Origin of the sequence: Sphingomonas sp. 22176 (assembly GCF_052045505.1) — a bacterium.
Taxonomy (GTDB): Bacteria; Pseudomonadota; Alphaproteobacteria; order Sphingomonadales; family Sphingomonadaceae; genus Sphingomonas.
Map to the genome: position 1 here is coordinate 165,880 of NZ_JBQEPL010000004.1, position 17,703 is coordinate 183,582.

Genomic DNA, 17,703 nt, shown 5'->3' on the forward strand with positions numbered 1-17,703 from the left:
TCTACTTTCGTCGTGCCCCTTTCCTTGCCGTGCCCCTGCGAAAGCAGGGNAGGGGCACTAAGCAGCTCACCCCTCCATCACCCACGCCGCCAGCTCATGCCCCTGCGGATCGCGGAAGTGGAACCGCCGCCCACCGGGAAAGCTGAAGATCGGCACCGTCACCACACCGCCCGCGGTTTCCACCGCCGCTAGCGTCGCCTCCAGATCGTCGACCGCGATCACCGGCAGCAGCTGCGTGCGCCCCTGCGCATCGCCGTCGATCCCGACATCGGTATCCCCGGTCATCGTCGCCGCATAGCTCGGCCCGAAATCGGTGAACTGCCAGTCGAACACCGCGCCATAGAAGCCCTTGAGCGCGCCCACGTCGCCCGCAGGCAATTCCAGATAGTTCAGCCGTGCCATCGTCCATTCCCCTCAATGTTCTTGCTTCGTTCTATCGCTCGCCCTACCATCGCGCAATGGCAAAGAGTCGCCCCGTCCGCGGCGCCACGTTCAACGACGCGAGCGCGCGCTTCAACCTTCCCGCCCGCGAGGCGGACGGCGACTGGCTCGACGCGCAGGAAGCGATCGACGGCGCCCCGCCGCCGCTCCGCACCACCGTGACTGTGGAAAGCCCGCGCACGATCATCAGCCGCAACCAGTCGCCCGACATCAGCTTCGAGCAATCGGTAAACCCCTATCGCGGCTGCGAGCATGGCTGCATCTATTGCTTCGCGCGGCCGAGCCACGCCTATATCGATCTCTCTCCAGGCCTCGATTTCGAGAGCAAGCTGTTCGTGAAGCCGACCGCGCCGGACCTGCTCCGCGCCGAACTCGGCAAGCGCGGCTATGTCTGCAAGCCGATTGCGTTCGGCACCAACACCGATCCCTATCAGCCGATCGAATCGACCTGGCGGATCACGCGTGGCTGCCTGGAACTGCTCGCCGAATGCCGCCATCCGGTGACGATCACCACCAAGTCGAACCGTGTGGTGAAGGACGTCGACCTGCTCGCGCCCATGGCCGCGCAGGGGCTGGCCGCGGTGATGCTGTCGGTCACCTCGCTCGACCCGAAGATCGCGATGACGGTGGAGCCGCGCGCGCCGCATCCCGAGCGGCGGCTGGCGGCGATCCGCACCCTCACCGATGCGGGCGTGCCGGTGTTCGTCTCGATGTCGCCGGTGATCCCGCACGTCACCGATCACGAGATGGAGCATATCCTCGAACGCGCGGCGGAAGCGGGCGCGCGCGGCGCCTTCTTCCTGCCCGTGCGCCTCCCCTGGGAGGTCGCCCCGCTGTTCCGCGCCTGGCTCGACACGCATTTCCCCGATCGCGCGGCTAAGGTGATGGCGACGATCCAGTCGATCCGCGGCGGCAAGGACAATGATCCCGGCTTCTTCACCCGCATGCGTGGCCAGGGCCCCTGGGCGGACCTGCTCCGCACCCGCTTCACCCGCGCCGTGAAGCGCTACGGACTGGACGGCGAACGGATGCGGCTCAGCACCGACCTATTCCGCCCGCCCGCCGGGCCGCAGGGCGAATTGTTCTAAGCTGCAGGAAATCTCAGGCAGGCGTTCGGAATGCCTGACGAAGAAAGACTCCGGCAAAAAGCAGGAAGGCGAACACCGCGCCGCCGAACGCGGCAGCCCGCACGTGCCCCGCCGCCCCGATCGCCTTGAATGGCACAGGAAAATGCCAGCATCGCCATACCGGCGGCCATCAGAAAGGCAGACCTTCTCGGCATTGCCGGATCGTACCGCTGAGCAGGTGCCATGTCGAGAAGCACGCCCTACCGCAGCAGTGCCAGCGGCACCGCCCCTGCCATCGCCGCATAGCCCGCGACCGAGGGATGCAGCCCGTCGCCGCTGTCATAGTCCTTGCGCAGCCGATTGGGGTCGGCTGGATCGCGCATCGCGGCGTCGAAGTCGATCACCGCGTCAAAATTGCCGGGCGTGCGGATCCAGCGGTTGACCGCCTGGCGATCGGCCTCGTTCTGCGCGTCAGGATGGTAATAGCCCGAGCCGGCATAGGGCATGATCGTCGCCCCGATCGCCTTGATGCCGCGGGCATGGGCGCGGGTGACGATCTGGCGATAGGCGTCGATCATCCGCACGACCAGCGCGCTGTGCGTCGCCGCCGGCACCGGTGCCTCACGGGTCAGCGTGCCGAGGTCGTTTACGCCTTCCAACACGATCAGGTGGGTTACGCCCGGCTGGCCGATCGCGTCATGGTCGAACCGCGCCAACGCGTTCGGGCCGAGCCCGTCGTTGAGCAGCCGGTTGCCGCCGATCCCGGCGTTGAGCACCGCGACCTCGCCCATTCCGGGCACGGCACGGAGCCGGCGCTGAAGCGCATCGGTCCAGCGCGCATTGGTGTTGGGCTTCACGCCATAGCCGTCGGTGATCGAGTCCCCGAACGCCACGATCGCGCGTGCCTTGGGCGCCACCGCCTCGATGCCGGCGATCTGGAACCAGTGGTCGACCGTCTTGGCACCCGTCAGGTCAGGGTCGGCGCTGTGGTTGCCGTGGACGATATAAGAGGTCGCACGCGAGCCGGGGTGCCCAGTCTGCTGCGCTGGCGGGTTGGCGACGTAAAGCGAGATAGCGAGATTGGTGCCGCCCGCGTCCTTCACATCGACCGGGTCGCTCCAGTAATCGGCACCCGCGGGAATCGTCACCGCCGTCGCGCCGCCAAAGCGCAGGGGGCGCAGCGTGGCGGGGTCGATCCGCGGACTCGCCGCATCCGTCGCCCGCGCGATGGTCGCACCGTCGATGGTCAGCGGGGCGGTGCCGAAGCGGTTGGTGAAGCGCACCCGCAGCCGCGTCGCCGATCCTTGGAGCCGGACGATCTGGCGCAGCGTCGCATCGGTGAGATCGGCCGCGGGCAAGGCATTTTGCGAGTCGAGCGACAGCTGCGAGGTCCACCAGGCGGTCGTCCATCGGTCTGCGGGCGCGGCCTGCGCCGTAGCCGCCGCAAGCAGCCCAACCGCTACCCAGCGCAGCTTTTTCGCCATACAACCTCTCCACTAACGCGTTGATAGCGGTACCATAGCCCGGAACTTAGACAGGGCAACCCTTTCGGGCGTGCCGCTGTGCTATTGCGGCAATGCAGCGGCAGACCTAAGCAGTTTCCTTCTTCGACCAAGGAATCTCGATGCGCGCGCTTCTCTTCGCTTCCTCCGCCTTGTTGCTGCCCGTCGCCGCCCTCGCCCAGACGCCCGCCGTGCCCACCGGCAAGCTGCCCGATGCGGCCACGCCGATCGCCTATCGCCTCGATTTCACTATCCTGCCCGAGAAGGATCGCTTCAACGGCCATACCGAGATCGACATCGACCTGAAGGCGCCCGCGCGGACGATCTGGATGCACGGCCGCGACCTGCACGTCGCCAAGGCGATCGCGCGCAGCGGCGGCAAGTCGGTCACCGCCACCTTCACCCAGAAGAGCGCCACCGGCCTTGCCGAGCTCGATTTCGGCAAGACGCTGCCCGCCGGCCGCGTGACTTTGGTGTTCGATTACGACGCCGCCTTCGGCACCGGCACCCAGGGGCTCTACCACGTCAAGGTCGAGGACAGCTGGTATAGCTGGACCCAGTTCGAATCGATCGAGGCGCGCGCCGCCTTCCCGTCCTTCGACCAGCCGGGCTACAAGACGCCCTTCACCGTTTCGATCACTACCAAGCCCGGTTTCACCGCGGTGAGCAACGCACCCGAGGCGAGCAGCCGCAAGGCGGGTACGCTGGTTCGCCACCAGTTCGCGCCGACCAAGCCGCTGCCGACCTATCTGGTCGCGCTGGTTACGGGCCCGTTCGCCACTGCCGCGACGATGATCCCGCCGACCCCGCAGCGCAGCACGCCGATGCCGCTGGGCGTGGTCGGCACCAAGCCCAATGCCGGCCAGCTGGATTTCGCCCTCAAGGAATCCGGCAAGATCGTCTCGCTGCTCGAAAACTACTTCGGCCAGTCCTTCCCCTTCCCCAAGCTCGACCAGATCGGCTCGCCGATCATGCCGGGCGCGATGGAAAATGCCGGCGCCGACATTTACGGCGACGGCATCCTGTTCCTCGACGAGAAGGACTCGAGCGAGCGCAAGCAGGAATTCGGCATGGTCGTCGCGCATGAGCTGGCGCACCAGTGGTTCGGCGACCTCGTCACGCCCGCATGGTGGGACGATATCTGGCTGAACGAGAGCTTCGCCAACTGGATGGGCTATCGCATCGGCAATGAATGGCGCCCGGGCCTGCAGATCGAGCTCAACGCGATTCAGGAAGGCTTCGACGCGATGGACCTCGACGCGCTTGCCGCCGGCCGTCCAATCCACCAGCCGATCCCGAACGACGGCGACATCGACGCGGCGTTCGACCAGATCACCTATGGCAAGGGCGGCCAGGTCGTCGCGATGATCGCCGCCTATATGGGCGACGAGGCGTTCCGCGAGGGTGTGCGGCTGCACATGAAGCGCCACGCCTATGGCAATGCCAGCACCGACCAGTTCTTCGCCTCGCTCGCCGATGCGGCGCATGATCCGCGCGTGCTGGCGTCGCTGAAGAGCTTCGTCGACCAGCAGGGCGTGCCTTTGGTCACCCTGCACCGCGAGGGCGGCACGCTGACCGCTACCCAGTCGCGCTACGGCTTCTTCGGCGCCAACCTGCCCGCCGAGCAGTGGATCGTGCCGCTGTGCCTCCGCCAAGGCGAGGCCAAGAATTGCACGCTGCTCGACAAGCCGAGCATGACCGTCTCCGCCAAGGGCAGCGGCGCGCTGGTGCCCAATGCGGGCGGCTGGGGCTATTATCGCTTCGAGCTCGACCCGGCCGATTGGGATGCGCTGATCGCCGCCACGCCCAGCCTGCCCGCCGCCGAGGTGCTGGCGATCGACGACAGCGCCTGGGCCAGCTTCTATGCCGGCCGCAGCCCGGTGACGCGCACCATCGCGCTCACGCGCGCCACCGCCAAGCACGCCTCGACCAAGATCGTCTTCGAGAACGCGCACAACCTGCGCGACCTGGAGAAGCGCGGCTTGGTCACCACCCAGGCGCTCCCCGCCTATCGCAAGCTGTTCGTCGAACTCTACGGGCCGATGCTCGACAAGATCGGCTTCGATCCGGCGACCGGCGCCTATGCCAAGGAAGAGGCCGACCAGCGCGAGCTACGCAAGGACCTGGTGGGCCTCGTCGCGGTCACCGGCCATGACGCGGCACTCCGCACCAAGCTGATGACCGCGTTCGATGCGTTCGTGGCGGGCGACGAGAAGGCACTCGACCCGGCGTGGCGCGGCGTCGCGGCGGGGATCGCGCTCAACGAGCGTGGCGTACCCTTTGCCCAGCAGCTTCTGACCCAGAGCCTCGGCAAGCCGGCGCTGTTCGAGGCGCTGGGACAGGGGGTGACGGCATCGAACAATCCGGACATCGCCCGCTGGTTCCTCAACGACTTCCAGGATCCGCGCGTCGATGCCCGCAAGCGGCTGTTCACCGTCGCCGGCTTCCTCAAGTCGCCCTATACGCGCGACCTCGCCAGCGACTTCATGATCGCGCATTTCGACGAGTTCGTGAAGAATGGCGGCGGCGGCGGCGTGTTCTCGGGACGGGCGGCGCAGATGTTCGGTGCGCTCTGCTCGAACGCGCAGGCCGACGCGGTCGACGCCAAGCTGCGGCCGACCACCAAGGGCAGCACGCTCAACCTCGATCGCGCGATCGAGACGATCCGCACCTGCGCCCGCTTCCGCGACGCCAAGGCAGGCGAAGTAAGCGCGGCAATCGTCGCGGGGAAGTAAGCACTATGGGGCGGGGCCGATAGGCTCTGCCCCGCACCGTCATTCCGGCGAAAGCCGGAATCCACTAGGGTCTACGTATCGGCTCCTGCTGTTGCCGAGAGGCGAATGGATCCCGGCTTTCGCCGGGATGACATCCGATGGCGTGGCGGAACCACACCGCCGCAACCTCACGCCGCCTTGAGCGAATAGTCCTTGTAGCGCTGCCGGATCTCCATCTTGAGCAGCTTGCCGGTTGCCGTATGCGGCAGGCTGTCGACGAAGTGGATCTCGTCGGGCAGCCACCATTTGGCGACGTGTTGCCCCAGGTGCGCGAGGATCTCCGCCTCGCTCACGCTGCTCTCCGGCTTGCGCACGACGAGCAGGATCGGCCGTTCCTCCCAGCGCGGATGGTGCACCCCGATCGCCGCCGCCTCGGCGACGCCCGCGCATCCCACGGCGCAATTCTCCAGCTCGACCGAGCTGATCCACTCGCCGCCGGACTTGATCACGTCCTTCGCCCGATCGGTGATCTGCATCACCCCGTCCGGGTGGAGCACCGCGACGTCGCCGGTGTCGAACCAGTTGTCGGCATCGACCGCCGACCTTTCCTCGCGATAATATTGCCCAATCACCCAAGGCCCGCGCACCTGCAGCCGGCCCGAACTCTTGCCGTCGCGCGGCAGCACCCTGCCCTCGTCGTCGACGGTGCGCAGTTCGACGCCATAGGGCACCTTGCCCTGCTTGCTGACCTGATCGACCTGCGCCTCGAAGCCGAGCTCGTCCCAGTCGGGCGAGGGCGCGCCCATGGTTCCGATCGGGCTGGTCTCAGTCATGCCCCAGGCGTGATTGACCCGCATGCCCATCTTCATCAGCCGCTCGATCATCGCGCGCGGTGCCGCCGACCCGCCGATGGTGACGATCTTGAGGTGCTTGGGCGCCTCCCCGGTCGCGTCGATATGCTGGAACATCGCGAACCACACCGTCGGCACGCCGGCCGAGTGGGTCACCTTCTCGCGGTTCATCAGCTCGCAAAGCACCTTGGGATCGTTGACCGCGGAGAACACCATCTTCGCCCCCACCGCCGGCGCCGCCCAGGGCAGCCCCCAGCCGACCGCATGGAACATCGGCACGATCGGCATCACCACGGACTGGGTGGACAGGTCGAACTCGGCCGGTTGCAATTCGGTAAGCGCGTGGATCACGGTGGAGCGGTGGGTATAGACCACACCCTTGGGATTGCCGGTGGTGCCGCTGGTGTAGCAGAGCATCATCGGCTCGCGCTCGTCGCCGGTCACCCAGGCATAGTCGCCGTCCTCGGCGCCGATCCACGCCTCGAACCCGTCGGGGCCGAGATCGTCGAAGCAGATATAGTGCTCGATCATCGTCCAGTGCGGCTTCAACCGCTCGACCACGGGCGCGAACATCCGGTCGTAGAGCAGCACACGGTCCTCGGCATGGTTGCCGATAAAGGCGAGCTGGTCATCGAACAGCCGCGGATTGATCGTGTGGATGAGGGCGCCCATGCCGGTCGCGCCGTACCAGGCGACGAGGTGGCGGCTGTGGTTCATCGCCAGCGTCGCGACGCGGTCGCCCTTCTGGATGCCGAGCCGCTCCAGCGCCTGCGCCATCCGCCGCGCATCGTGCGAAATGCCCGCCCAGGTCGTGCGTGTCTCGCTGCCATCCGCCCAGCGCGTTACGATTTCGCGGGGTCCGTGTTCTCGCGCCGCGTGATCGAGCAAGGTGGATACCCGAAGCTCGAAATCCTGCATGCCGCCCAGCATATGCTTCTCCATTGCATGGCTGTTTGGACGCAGGATACGCCTTCATCGGCTGGAGTCGAGAGGGTCGGGCGTTACATCCTGTTGCTGGGGCGTTGCGGCATACCGGCTCGTCGATATGCGGGGCGCCCCTCCACCACACCGCTGGCGCGGTGCGGTCCCCCTCCCCCGCTTGACGGTGGAGGAGACGCTATGCTGCATGGGTGGCAGTGTTTCCTCCACCGGCGCCCTGCTCGGGGGAGGGGGACCATTCGCGCAGCGAATGGTGGAGGCGGCAATCCCTCACCCCGCGCGAAGCGCGTCCAGCGGCAGCGCCAGCATCGCTGCCATGCGCTCGGCCTGCGGCACCTTGCGGATCGCCGCCCGCGCGGCAACTTCCAGCGAGCGCCGAGCATCCTGGTCACCCACCAGCGCCACGCACCGCTCGACCAGCCCCTCATAGGGACATGCCGCGATGCCCGGCAGATATACCGGGTCCACCGCGGTATCGGCCGCGACTTCGCTCACCACCGGCTTGCCGTTGGCCATCAGGTAGAAGACGCGAATGATCTCGAAGATGTGCGTCGGGTAATAATGGACGTTCAGAACCAGTTTTGAGCGCGCGACCACCGCGTCGCGATCGGTACCGTAGACCCCGAACAGATGCTCCACCCGCAGCCCCGCCGCCGCCAGCCCGTCGAGCACCGCACGCCGGCGCGGATTGATGGAGCCGTAGAACAGCACATCGATGTCCTGCTCCGCCGCTGGCGCGATCCGGTCCAGCGCGGGATGGAAGCCGATCGGCAGCAGCCGGGTGTGGGCAGCCACCTGCGCCAGCCGCGCGACATTGCGCGGGCTGTAGTCCCAGATCTCGAAGCGCCGGGCGGCGTGGAGCATCACCCCGGTCCAACCGCCGCCCTCGGCCTGCAACTGCTCGCTGTTGAGCAGGATCGTCCCTTCGGGCAGCCGATCGATCACCTCGTGATCGAGCAGATGCGCGCCGACCAGAATGTTGCGCCCTGGCTCGCGGATCTCGTTGAGGGCGATGGTGACCGGATGGCCGAGATCGCTCAGGCCGTGGAACACCAGTTCGGCAAGTTCGAGCAATGCGCCGCTATGGGCATAGCCCTCGGGCTGCACCAGGCAGAGATGATAGGCCACGCGTGTTCCCCCGAGGCGCGCCGCCCGAAGACGGCGCGCCCGATCCGATCCTCTTGTCTTATAGAGGGTTTGGCAGGGGGAATTGAGAAACGGGCGCGATCGCGCTCAGGCCGCTGCCGCCAGCTTCATGCTCGCCGGGATCAGCGAGGCCGCCTGGACGCCGGGCATCGTCTCGATCTGCGCCGCCAGCTCGGTATCGAGCCGGAAGCCGCGGCCGAGCATCACCGTCGCCTCGCCGCCTTCGATCGGCGCGTGGAGCAGGATCTCGCCCCTGCCACCGCCGCGCAACTCGCCGACCAGTGCGGCCAGCTGCGCCGGCACGCTCGGATCCTCGATACGGATCTCCAGGATCAGCTGGGTGGTGCCCGCCAGCGTGTCGAAGGGCTGCACGCGCTTCACCGCCGCACGCGGGGTATCCTCGCCCGGGCGCTTGTCGAGCTCCAGCGTCAGGATCGCGCAGCCGGTGCCGGCGGCGCAGGCCTCCATGTCCTTGGCGATCAGCTCCTCGAAGCACGAGGTCTGGATCTGCGCGCTGCGGTCCGAGATCGTCGCCATCAGATAGCGGTTGCCGCGCGCTGAGGTGCGGTAGCGGCAATCTTCGATCAGCGCGGCGATCTGGGCCGTGACCCGCGCGCCCTCGGGGATCTGCATGTCCGGCAGGGTCGCGATGTCGCGCACGCCCTGGCCGCGGAACAGATGCTCGTAGCGGTCGAGCGGATGTGCCGAGAAATAATAGCCAAAGGCATCCTTCTCGGCGTTGATCTTGTCGGACATCGACCAGACCGCATCCTTGGGCACGGTAATCCCGCCGCCCGCCGGCTCGGCATCGCCGAACAGCCCGCCCTGCCCGCTCATCCGGCTGGCATGGTCGCGCTGGGCGACCGCGAGGATCGTCTCCGCCGCAGCATGCACGCCCGCGCGATTGGGCTCGATGCTGTCGAACGCGCCCGCCGAGGCCAGCGTTTCCAGCTGGCGCTTGTTGAGCACGCGCGGATCGACCCGCTTGGCGAAATCGTCGAGGCTGGCGAAGCGGCCGTTCTTCTCGCGCTCCTCGACCAGCAGCTCCATCGCCCGCTCGCCCACGCCCTTGAGCGCGCCGAGCGCATAGCGCACCGCCAGACCCTCACCATGCGCCTGCACGGTAAAGTCGGCCTCGCTGGCGTTGATGTCGGGCGAGGTCGCCTCGATGCCCAGCCGCCGCATGTCGTCGGCGAATACCGCCAGCTTGTCCGTCTGGTGGATGTCGTAGGCCATCGAGGCGGCGAAGAATTCGTGCGGATGATGCGCCTTGAGCCACGCCGTCTGGTAGGCGAGCAGCGCGTAGGCGGCGGCGTGCGACTTGTTGAAGCCGTAGCCGGCGAACTTGTCGATCAAGTCGAACAGCTCGTTCGCCTTGGCCGCCGGGATGTCGTTAACCTCCTTGCAGCCCTTGACGAAGATGCTGCGCTGGGCATCCATCTCCGCCTTGACCTTCTTGCCCATCGCGCGCCGCAGCATGTCTGCGCCGCCCAGCGTGTAGCCGGCGAGGATCTGCGCGGCCTGCATCACCTGTTCCTGATAGACGAAGATCCCGTAGGTCTCGCCCAGGATCGGCTCAAGCAGGTCGTGCGGATAGATGATCGGCTCGCGGCCGGCCTTGCGCGCGCCGAACATCGGGATGTTGTCCATCGGGCCCGGGCGGTAGAGGGAGACGAGCGCAACGATGTCGCCGAAATTGGTCGGCCGCACCGCGGTCAGCGTGCGGCGCATGCCTTCGGATTCCAGCTGGAACACGCCCACCGTGTCACCGCGCTGGAGCAAGGCGTAGACGCCCTCGTCGTCCCAATCGAGCCGGTCGAGATTGACGTCGATGCCGCGCTTGGCGAGCAGCACCACCGCCTTCTTGAGCACCGACAGCGTCTTGAGGCCGAGAAAGTCGAACTTCACCAGCCCGGCGCCTTCGACATTCTTCATGTCGAACTGGGTGACCGGCATGTCCGAGCGCGGATCGCGGTAGAGCGGCACCAGCTGCGCGAGCGGCCGGTCGCCGATCACCACGCCCGCGGCGTGGGTCGAGCTGTGGCGCGGCAGGCCTTCCATCCGCATCGACAGGTCAACGAGGCGCTTCACATCCTCGTTGCCATTATACTCGGCGAGGAATTCGCTCACGCCGTTCAGCGTGCGCTCGAGCGTCCAGGGATCGGTCGGATGGTTCGGGATCTGCTTGGCGAGGCGATCGACCTGGCCATAGCTCATCTGCAGCACGCGCCCGACGTCCTTGATCACCGCGCGCGCCTTCATCGTCCCGAAGGTGATGATCTGCGCCACGTGATCGCGGCCGTATTTCTCCTGCACGTAGCGGATCACTTCGCCGCGCCGGGTTTCGCAGAAGTCGATGTCGAAGTCGGGCATCGAGACGCGTTCCGGGTTGAGGAAGCGTTCAAACAGCAGGCCCAGCTTGAGCGGATCGAGATCGGTGATGGTCAGCGCCCAGGCGACCGCCGAGCCCGCACCCGAACCACGCCCCGGCCCCACCGGAATGTCGTTGGACTTCGCCCATTGGATGAAGTCGGCAACGATCAGGAAGTAGCCTGGGAACCCCATCTGGATGATGATGTCGAGCTCGAACTGGAGGCGCTGATTATATACCTCCACTTCGGCGGGATCGGTGATGCCGGCGAAATCCAGCCGATCCTTCAAGCCCTGCCAGCTGCGCTCGCGCAGCATCGTCGCCTCACCCTCGCGGTCGCCGGCGAGGCTAGGCAGGATCGGCTTGCGCTTGGGGGCGGCATAGGCGCAGCGCTGCGCGACGACGAGAGTGTTCTCGATCGCCTCGGGCAGATCGGCGAAGTTGGTCTTCATCGTCTCGGCCGGCTTGAGCCAGACCTCGGGCGAGGAGCGCGGGCGATCGTCGGTCTCAAGATAGGTCGAGTTGGCGATGCACAGCATTGCGTCATGCGCGTCGTAGAAATCGGCCTCGGCGAAGCAAGCCGGATTTGTGCCGACCAGCGGCAGGTTGCGCGCATAAGCGAGGTCAACCAGCTTGGCCTCGGCGCGCGTCTCCACGTCGTTGTTGCGCCGGGCGATCTCGACATAGAGCCGCTCGGGGAACAGCGCCTCGAGCTGCGTCGCATAGGCCTCGGCCGTCTTGTCCTGCCCGTCGGCATAGAGCCGGGCGAGCGCGCCCTCCGCGCCCGCGGTCAGGCAGAGCAGCCCGTCGGTGTGCCCGGTGAGCGCGGCGAAGGGCACATGCGCATCCTCCTCGATCGGGCGATCGAGATGCGCCTGCGAAACGAGATGGCAGAGATTTTCATAGCCGGTCTGGTCCTGCGCGTACAGCGCCAGCCAGTCGATCGGCACGTTGAGCCCCTCGGCGAGGTTCGAGCGCTTCACCGCCAGCAGCGTGCCGACGATCGGCTGGACACCGGCCTTCTTGGCGGCGTCCGAAAAGCTCATCGCGGCGTAGAGGCCGTTGCGATCGGCTACGGCGATGGCGGGGAAGCCGTGGTTCTTGGCGTGCTTGGCGATCGCCTTGGGGTCGATCGCCCCTTCGAGCATGGTGTAGCAGGAAAAAACCCGAAGCGGGACGAAACCGGAATGCGCCATGCCCGAACCTAGGAGCGCGCGCGCCGAATTGCCAACCCGCAGCCGCGCTTCTCCACAGCTTTTGCGCCCGGCCGAGCGATACCGCCGAAACGGAGCGATCTACACCTGCGCGATCATGAATATATGGTAAACGAAACACGCGGCCGGAGCATCCACACACCTCCCGCTCCGGCCGTGCTTTTTTCCGCTTTTCGGCAGCTTTAGAGCAGCGCCTCGATATCCGCACCGATCTTGCTCGGGGCCGTGGTGGGGGCATAGCGCTCGACCACCTCGCCCGCGCGGTTCACCAGGAACTTGGTGAAGTTCCACTTGATCCCCTCGGTACCCAGCACCCCCGGCGCCTGGGCCTTGAGCGCCTGAAACAAAGGCGCCGCATTGCTGCCGTTGACGTCGACCTTGGCGAAGATCGGGAAGGTCACGTCATAGGTGAGCGAGCAGAAGCTGGCGATTTCCTCGGCATTGCCGGGTTCCTGCGCGCCGAACTGGTTGCACGGGAAGGCCAGCACCGAAAAGCCGCGATCGCGATAGGCACGCCACAGCTGCTCCAGCTCCTTGTACTGCGGGGTAAACCCGCATTTGGACGCGGTGTTGACGATCAGCAGCACCTGCCCGGTGAACTTCGACAAGTCGCTGGTGGTGCCGTCCGGCAGCGTCACGGGGATCTGCGTGATTGCCTCGCTCATGCCATTTCCTCCAGGCGCCCTTCGTGAAGCCGCACGACACGGTCCATCCGCTTCGCCAGCCGCTCGTTATGCGTTGCGACCAGCGCAGCTGAGCCTTCGTTGCGGACGAGATTGAGAAACTCGCCGAACACCCGGTCCGAGGTCGCCTCGTCGAGATTGCCGGTCGGCTCGTCCGCCAGCACCAGCGGTGGCCGATTGGCGAGCGCGCGCGCCACCGCGACGCGCTGCTGCTCGCCGCCCGAAAGCTGGTTGGGGCGGTGCGTTAACCGATGGCCGAGCCCGAGCTGGCTGAGCAGCTCGGTCGCCCGCGCCTGGGCCGCCGCGCGCGTCGCGCCATGGATCAGCTGCGGCAGGATGACATTCTCGGTCGCGTCGAAATCGGGCAGCAGGTGGTGGAACTGGTAGATGAAGGCGAGCTTGTCGCGCCGCATCTGGGTGCGCCCGCCTGCGGGCAGCTTGGCTGCCTCCTCTCCGACGATGCGGATCGATCCCTCGAAGCCGCCTTCGAGCAGCCCCACTGCCTGGAGCAGCGTCGACTTGCCCGAGCCCGAAGGCCCGAGCAGCGCCACGATCTCGCCGGGCTGCACCGCAAGGTCGACCCCGCGGAGCACGTCGATCCGCACGCCGCCCTGCTCGAAGCTGCGCCGCAGGTCGCGCGTCTGGAGAACCGGTTCATTCATAGCGCAGTACCTGGACGGGATCGGTGCTCGCCGCCTTCCACGCAGGGTAGAGGGTGGCAAGGAAGGTGAAGAGCAGCGCCGTCGCGCAGATCGCGAAGGTCTGCAGCGGATCGGTCTTGGCGGGAAGCTCGGTAAGGAAGCGCATCTGCGGGTCCCATACCTTCTGGCCGGTCACCGCGCCGATCACCCACACCACCTGCTCGCGGAAGGTGATGAAGAACCAGGCGAGCAGCCCCCCTGCCCCCACGCCCAGCGCGCCGATGGTGGTGCCGACGGTCATGAAGATCCGCATCAGCCCGCCGCGCGTCGCACCCATTGTCCGCAGCACGGCGATGTCGCGCGTCTTGGCGCGCACCAGCATGATCAGTGACGAGATGATGTTGAACGACGCGACGACGAGGATGATCGAGACGATCGTGAACGACACGATGCGATCGACCGACAGCGCCTCGAACAGCTCGCGGTTCATCTGCCGCCAGTCGGTGATCTGGCCGATATTCGCCACCTTGTCGGCGAGCGGACGAATGACCTGCTCGATCTTGTCGGGATTGTTGGTGTCGATGCGGATCATCTGGACGCTGTCGCCGAGCAGCAGCAGCGTCTGCGCATCCTCCATCGGCATGATGATATAGGCCTTGTCGTAATCATACACGCCAACCTCGAAGATCGCGGCGATGCGGTATTTCACGATCCGCGGCATCGTGCCGAAGGGCGTCGCGGAGCCTTGCGGGTTGATGATCGAGATTTCCGAACCGATCGTCGCGCCCAGCGATTCCGCCAGCCGCGAGCCGATCGCGATCTGCTCGCCGCCGGGCTTGAGGTTCTTGAACGAGCCGAGGATTTCCTTGCCCTTCAAGGTCGAGTTGTTGAGGATGTCCTGAATGCGCAGCCCGCGGACCAGCGCGAACTCGACACGCCCGTCATAGCTGGCGAACAACGGCTGTTCGATCAGCGGGGTCGCGGCCGTGACCCCGGGGATCGCCTTGGCCTCGTCGGCGATTCGGCGCCAGTCGCGCAGCTGGCCGTTATAGCCCTGCACCACCGCATGGCCGTTCAGCCCGGAGATCTTGTCGAACAGCTCGGCGCGGAACCCGTTCATGATGCTCATCACCACGATCAGCGCGGCGACGCCGAGCATCACGGCGACCAGGCTGAAGCCGGCGACGACGGCGATGAAGGCTTCGCTGCGCCCGGGCAGCAGGTAGCGGCGGGCGATCATTCGCTCGTAGCGAGAGAGTAGCATGGGGATCCTCTAGGGCCGGTTGCGCGGCGTGGGAAGCGTTCTGTTGCCGATTCGACACACGCTTGCCGCAATCTGCTGACGCCAAGCTGTCGACCGGTGACAAAGGCGCTCCGGCCTTCTACCAAGAAACCGTCGAAGCGCAGGCGCAAAAAAGGCCACGGTTCGGGGAAGGTTCCCAGCTCCACTTGCGAGCAATCGCAAGTGTTTGACGCGGGGATCTACTAAGGGGGCTGACGAGCATTCGTCACGCAGGCGCCCGGGTCGGAAACGGCCCGGGCGTTTGCTTTTCCGGAGCCATTCTGGCCGCAACTATGCCCGTGTTGCTGGCGAGCTTACTTGCAGCGCGCACCCTTCTGTATCGAAACGGGCCGCCCTTTCCCAACGCTATCGGGCGGAGCAGGTCGCCCTGCCCCGCCCGCCAACCTCCCCCGGCCATGGCGGGAGGCCAGTGCGTGTCACGATCAGAAGGAACCGCTGATCGTGAAACCCCAGGTGCGCGGGTCGCCCGGCTGGCCGACGACCAGCCCGGTATTGCCCGACTGCACCGAGAGCAGCTCGAAATAGCGCTTGTCGAAGGCGTTCCGCACCCAGGCGAAGGCGTTCACCTTGCCCTTGCGATAGCCGAGCCGGAAGCTCGACAGCGAGTACCCGTCAATCCAGGTATAGGCGGAGGGCGACGGGTTGGACGAGAAGCGCGAGCGCCAGCTGCCGTCATAGCCAAGATAGACCTGGCCTTCCTGCACCGGCACGTTCACTTCGCCGCCGAAGCCTAGCGCCCATTTCGAGATGCCGGGCAGCACCTGGCCGGAAATGTCGCAATTAGCCGGGCTCACCCCGCCCGGGGTGCCGGGTGCGCTCGGTGTCGCACCCGTGGTGCCGCCCGACAGTTCGGGCGGGCACGGTGCGTCGCGGAAGCGGACATATTTGGCGTCGGTATAGGCGCCGTTGACGTAGAGCTTGAAGCGATCGGTCGGCTGGAAGTTCGAATCGAACTCGACGCCGCGCACGCGCACCTTGTCGGCATTGGCGAGATAGCCGCGGATCACGCCGAGCTGCCCGTTGGTGACGGTCGCCTGGTAATCCTTCACCTCGGTCCAGAAGCCGGCGAGATTAAAGGTCGCGCGACGGTCGAAGAACTGGGTCTTCAGGCCTAGCTCGAAATGGTTGACCTTCTCCGGCTTGACCGAAGCGGCGGCGAGGATCGGGTTGTTGTTGGCATCCAGCGGCAGGCCGGACAGGTTGATGCCGCCGGACTTGAAGCTGCGCGCATAGGTCGCATAGCCATGCACATCGCGCGCGAAATCGTAGGAGAGCGTCGCGTCGCCCGAGACGTTCCAGTCGCTGAACCGCGCCGAATAATTCTGCGGCGCCAGCACCCCGCGCTGGTCGGCGGTGAGCGTCGTGCTACCAGCGCCGTTGGTGACTACCGCGAGGTACGATCCAGTCTTCTTGTCGTAGTTCAGCCGCAGGCCTGGCTGGAAACGTAGCTTCGGCACCACTTCCCAGTTGAGCTTGCCGAACACCGCGAAGCTGGTGTTGTCGAACCCGATCGTGTTCTTCGACGTGAGGCCGTCGAGTGTCGCCGGGTTGTTCGCCGCCGCGCTGGTCGGGTTGAGCAGCCAGCGGCTCGCCGCCGGGCCCTGCACCTGCGAACCCTGGGTGTCGATCGTCTGGTGGAAGACGAACACGCCCGCGGTGTAGTCGAGCTTGTTCTTGCCGTTGGAGGCGACCCGCAGCTCCTGCGTCACCTGCTTCTGCTGCGACGGGTTCTGCGAGACGGTGGTAATCGGCAGGCCGACGAAATCGCGGTCGTTGGCGGGCTGCCAGTCCCAATAGCGCCAGGCGCTCACCGAGGTGACCGTCGCCGCGCCCAGATCCCAGTTGGCGACCAGCGAGGCGCCGCCAATCTCCTGGCGCGAGTTGATGTCGGCGTCGAGATCGGTCTTGCGGTCGAACGGATCGGTGCTCGGCGGCGCATAGCCGAACGCCGCCGCCAGCGCGGCATATTGCCGGTTGAGCGGCCGCTGGGTCGCGCCGGTGCGCACATAATATTGCACGCAGCACAGCGGGTTCTGCAGGTTGAAGTCACCCGACAGCGTCAGGTCGAGATTGGGTGCGGCGCGCCACAGCAGCTGGCCGCGCACCCCGTAATTGTCTAGCCGGTGGAGATTGGTGTCGCTTCGGGTGTCGTAGATCGTGCCCTGGCGCTTGGTCACCGAGGTCGACAGCCGCACTGCCAGCATGTCGTCGACGATCGGCGCCGAGGCCGAGCCTTTCAGCTGGAGAAAGTCGTGGTTGCCGACGCTCGCCTCGTAGCGCACTTCGGGGGTGAAGCTCGGCTTGCGCGTGGTGATGTTGATCGCGCCCGCGGTGGTGTTCTTGCCGTAGAGCGTACCCTGCGGCCCGCGCAGCACTTCGACGCGATCGACATCGACGAAGTCGAAGGTCGAGGCGCCCACCCGGCCGATATAGACGCCGTCGACATAGAAGCCGACGCCCTGCTCGATCCCGTCATTGGTGAGCCCGAACGGCGCGCCGAGCCCGCGGATGTTGATCGCGGTGTTGCGCGGGTTGCTCGAATAGAATTGCAGCGCCGGCTGCGACTGCTGGATGCGGGACACGTTGAACGCCCCCGCCTCTGCCAGCGTCGCGCCGGTGAGCACCGAAATCGCCACCGGCACTTCCTGGACCCGCTCCTCGCGCCGGCGGGCCGTCACGACGATGTCGCCGTCCTGGTGCTGCGGTTCAGCGGTGGCGGCAGGCACTGGCGCGTCGCGATCGGACGCGGCAGGCATTGCCGTGGATAGCAGCAGCAGCGGTATCAGCGGCAGGCTCATCATGTTCCCCTAGTTCGTTGCGCCCAATCTCCA

At 66.4% G+C, this 17,703-nt stretch carries 11 protein-coding genes; 2 read left to right on the top strand and 9 right to left on the bottom strand.

Annotated elements, in window-relative coordinates; genetic code table 11:
• Positions 1–66: 66 nt before the first annotated feature.
• Complete coding sequence (locus ACTJKY_RS15355; RefSeq protein WP_440846994.1) at positions 67–402, bottom strand: VOC family protein; 336 nt, start codon at positions 400–402, stop codon at positions 67–69.
• 56 nt (positions 403–458) lie between these two features.
• Between ACTJKY_RS15355 and ACTJKY_RS15360 the strand changes: the two genes are divergently transcribed.
• The gene (locus ACTJKY_RS15360; protein WP_440846995.1) at positions 459–1,529 is read left to right on the top strand and encodes a PA0069 family radical SAM protein; all 1,071 of its coding nucleotides are present in this window, start codon (positions 459–461) and stop codon (positions 1,527–1,529) included.
• A 239-nt stretch (positions 1,530–1,768) separates the two neighbouring features.
• Here ACTJKY_RS15360 and ACTJKY_RS15365 read toward each other — a convergent pair whose 3' ends face one another.
• Positions 1,769–2,992, bottom strand: coding sequence for an SGNH/GDSL hydrolase family protein (locus ACTJKY_RS15365; protein WP_440846996.1), 1,224 nt, complete (start codon positions 2,990–2,992; stop codon positions 1,769–1,771).
• Between the two features lie 140 nt (positions 2,993–3,132).
• On the opposite strand from ACTJKY_RS15365, the gene ACTJKY_RS15370 reads away from it, so the two are divergent.
• Complete coding sequence (locus ACTJKY_RS15370) at positions 3,133–5,745, top strand: M1 family metallopeptidase (protein ID WP_440846997.1); 2,613 nt, start codon at positions 3,133–3,135, stop codon at positions 5,743–5,745.
• Between the two features lie 167 nt (positions 5,746–5,912).
• Here the strand turns inward: ACTJKY_RS15370 and ACTJKY_RS15375 are convergent, their stop codons facing one another.
• The 7 genes from ACTJKY_RS15375 to ACTJKY_RS15405 form a co-directional block, all read right to left on the bottom strand.
• A complete protein-coding gene (locus ACTJKY_RS15375; protein WP_440847113.1) occupies positions 5,913–7,505 on the bottom strand; it encodes a long-chain fatty acid--CoA ligase in 1,593 nt (530 codons plus the stop codon).
• 279 nt (positions 7,506–7,784) lie between these two features.
• Positions 7,785–8,642 (bottom strand): hypothetical protein, encoded by an 858-nt coding sequence (locus tag ACTJKY_RS15380; protein ID WP_440846998.1) that lies wholly within the window; start codon positions 8,640–8,642, stop codon positions 7,785–7,787.
• 105 nt (positions 8,643–8,747) lie between these two features.
• The gene (gene dnaE, locus ACTJKY_RS15385) at positions 8,748–12,227 is read right to left on the bottom strand and encodes a DNA polymerase III subunit alpha (protein ID WP_440846999.1); all 3,480 of its coding nucleotides are present in this window, start codon (positions 12,225–12,227) and stop codon (positions 8,748–8,750) included.
• Between the two features lie 200 nt (positions 12,228–12,427).
• The gene (locus ACTJKY_RS15390; RefSeq protein WP_440847000.1) at positions 12,428–12,910 is read right to left on the bottom strand and encodes a glutathione peroxidase; all 483 of its coding nucleotides are present in this window, start codon (positions 12,908–12,910) and stop codon (positions 12,428–12,430) included.
• Complete coding sequence (locus ACTJKY_RS15395; RefSeq protein ID WP_440847001.1) at positions 12,907–13,590, bottom strand: ABC transporter ATP-binding protein; 684 nt, start codon at positions 13,588–13,590, stop codon at positions 12,907–12,909. The genes ACTJKY_RS15390 and ACTJKY_RS15395 overlap by 4 nt, the downstream gene beginning before the upstream one ends.
• On the bottom strand, positions 13,583–14,833 hold the full coding sequence (locus ACTJKY_RS15400) for a lipoprotein-releasing ABC transporter permease subunit (protein WP_440847002.1): 1,251 nt from the start codon (positions 14,831–14,833) through the stop codon (positions 13,583–13,585). The genes ACTJKY_RS15395 and ACTJKY_RS15400 overlap by 8 nt, the downstream gene beginning before the upstream one ends.
• 461 nt (positions 14,834–15,294) lie before the next feature.
• Positions 15,295–17,670: a TonB-dependent receptor gene (locus ACTJKY_RS15405; RefSeq protein WP_440847003.1), complete on the bottom strand. Its 2,376-nt coding sequence runs from the start codon at positions 17,668–17,670 to the stop codon at positions 15,295–15,297.
• Between the last annotated feature and the right edge of the window lie 33 nt (positions 17,671–17,703).

Excerpts from the sequence above, each read along its gene's own strand:
- ACTJKY_RS15365 (WP_440846996.1), bottom strand. The coding sequence starts at position 2,992 with ATGGCGAAAAAGCTGCGCTGGGTAGCGGTTGGGCTGCTTGCGGCGGCT.
- ACTJKY_RS15355 (WP_440846994.1), bottom strand. The coding sequence starts at position 402 with ATGGCACGGCTGAACTATCTGGAATTGCCTGCGGGCGACGTGGGCGCG.
- ACTJKY_RS15400 (WP_440847002.1), bottom strand. The coding sequence starts at position 14,833 with ATGCTACTCTCTCGCTACGAGCGAATGATCGCCCGCCGCTACCTGCTG.
- ACTJKY_RS15395 (WP_440847001.1), bottom strand. The coding sequence starts at position 13,590 with ATGAATGAACCGGTTCTCCAGACGCGCGACCTGCGGCGCAGCTTCGAG.
- ACTJKY_RS15370 (WP_440846997.1), top strand. The coding sequence starts at position 3,133 with ATGCGCGCGCTTCTCTTCGCTTCCTCCGCCTTGTTGCTGCCCGTCGCC.
- ACTJKY_RS15390 (WP_440847000.1), bottom strand. The coding sequence starts at position 12,910 with ATGAGCGAGGCAATCACGCAGATCCCCGTGACGCTGCCGGACGGCACC.
- ACTJKY_RS15405 (WP_440847003.1), bottom strand. The coding sequence starts at position 17,670 with ATGAGCCTGCCGCTGATACCGCTGCTGCTGCTATCCACGGCAATGCCT.
- dnaE (WP_440846999.1), bottom strand. The coding sequence starts at position 12,227 with ATGGCGCATTCCGGTTTCGTCCCGCTTCGGGTTTTTTCCTGCTACACC.
- ACTJKY_RS15375 (WP_440847113.1), bottom strand. The coding sequence starts at position 7,505 with ATGCTGGGCGGCATGCAGGATTTCGAGCTTCGGGTATCCACCTTGCTC.
- ACTJKY_RS15360 (WP_440846995.1), top strand. The coding sequence starts at position 459 with ATGGCAAAGAGTCGCCCCGTCCGCGGCGCCACGTTCAACGACGCGAGC.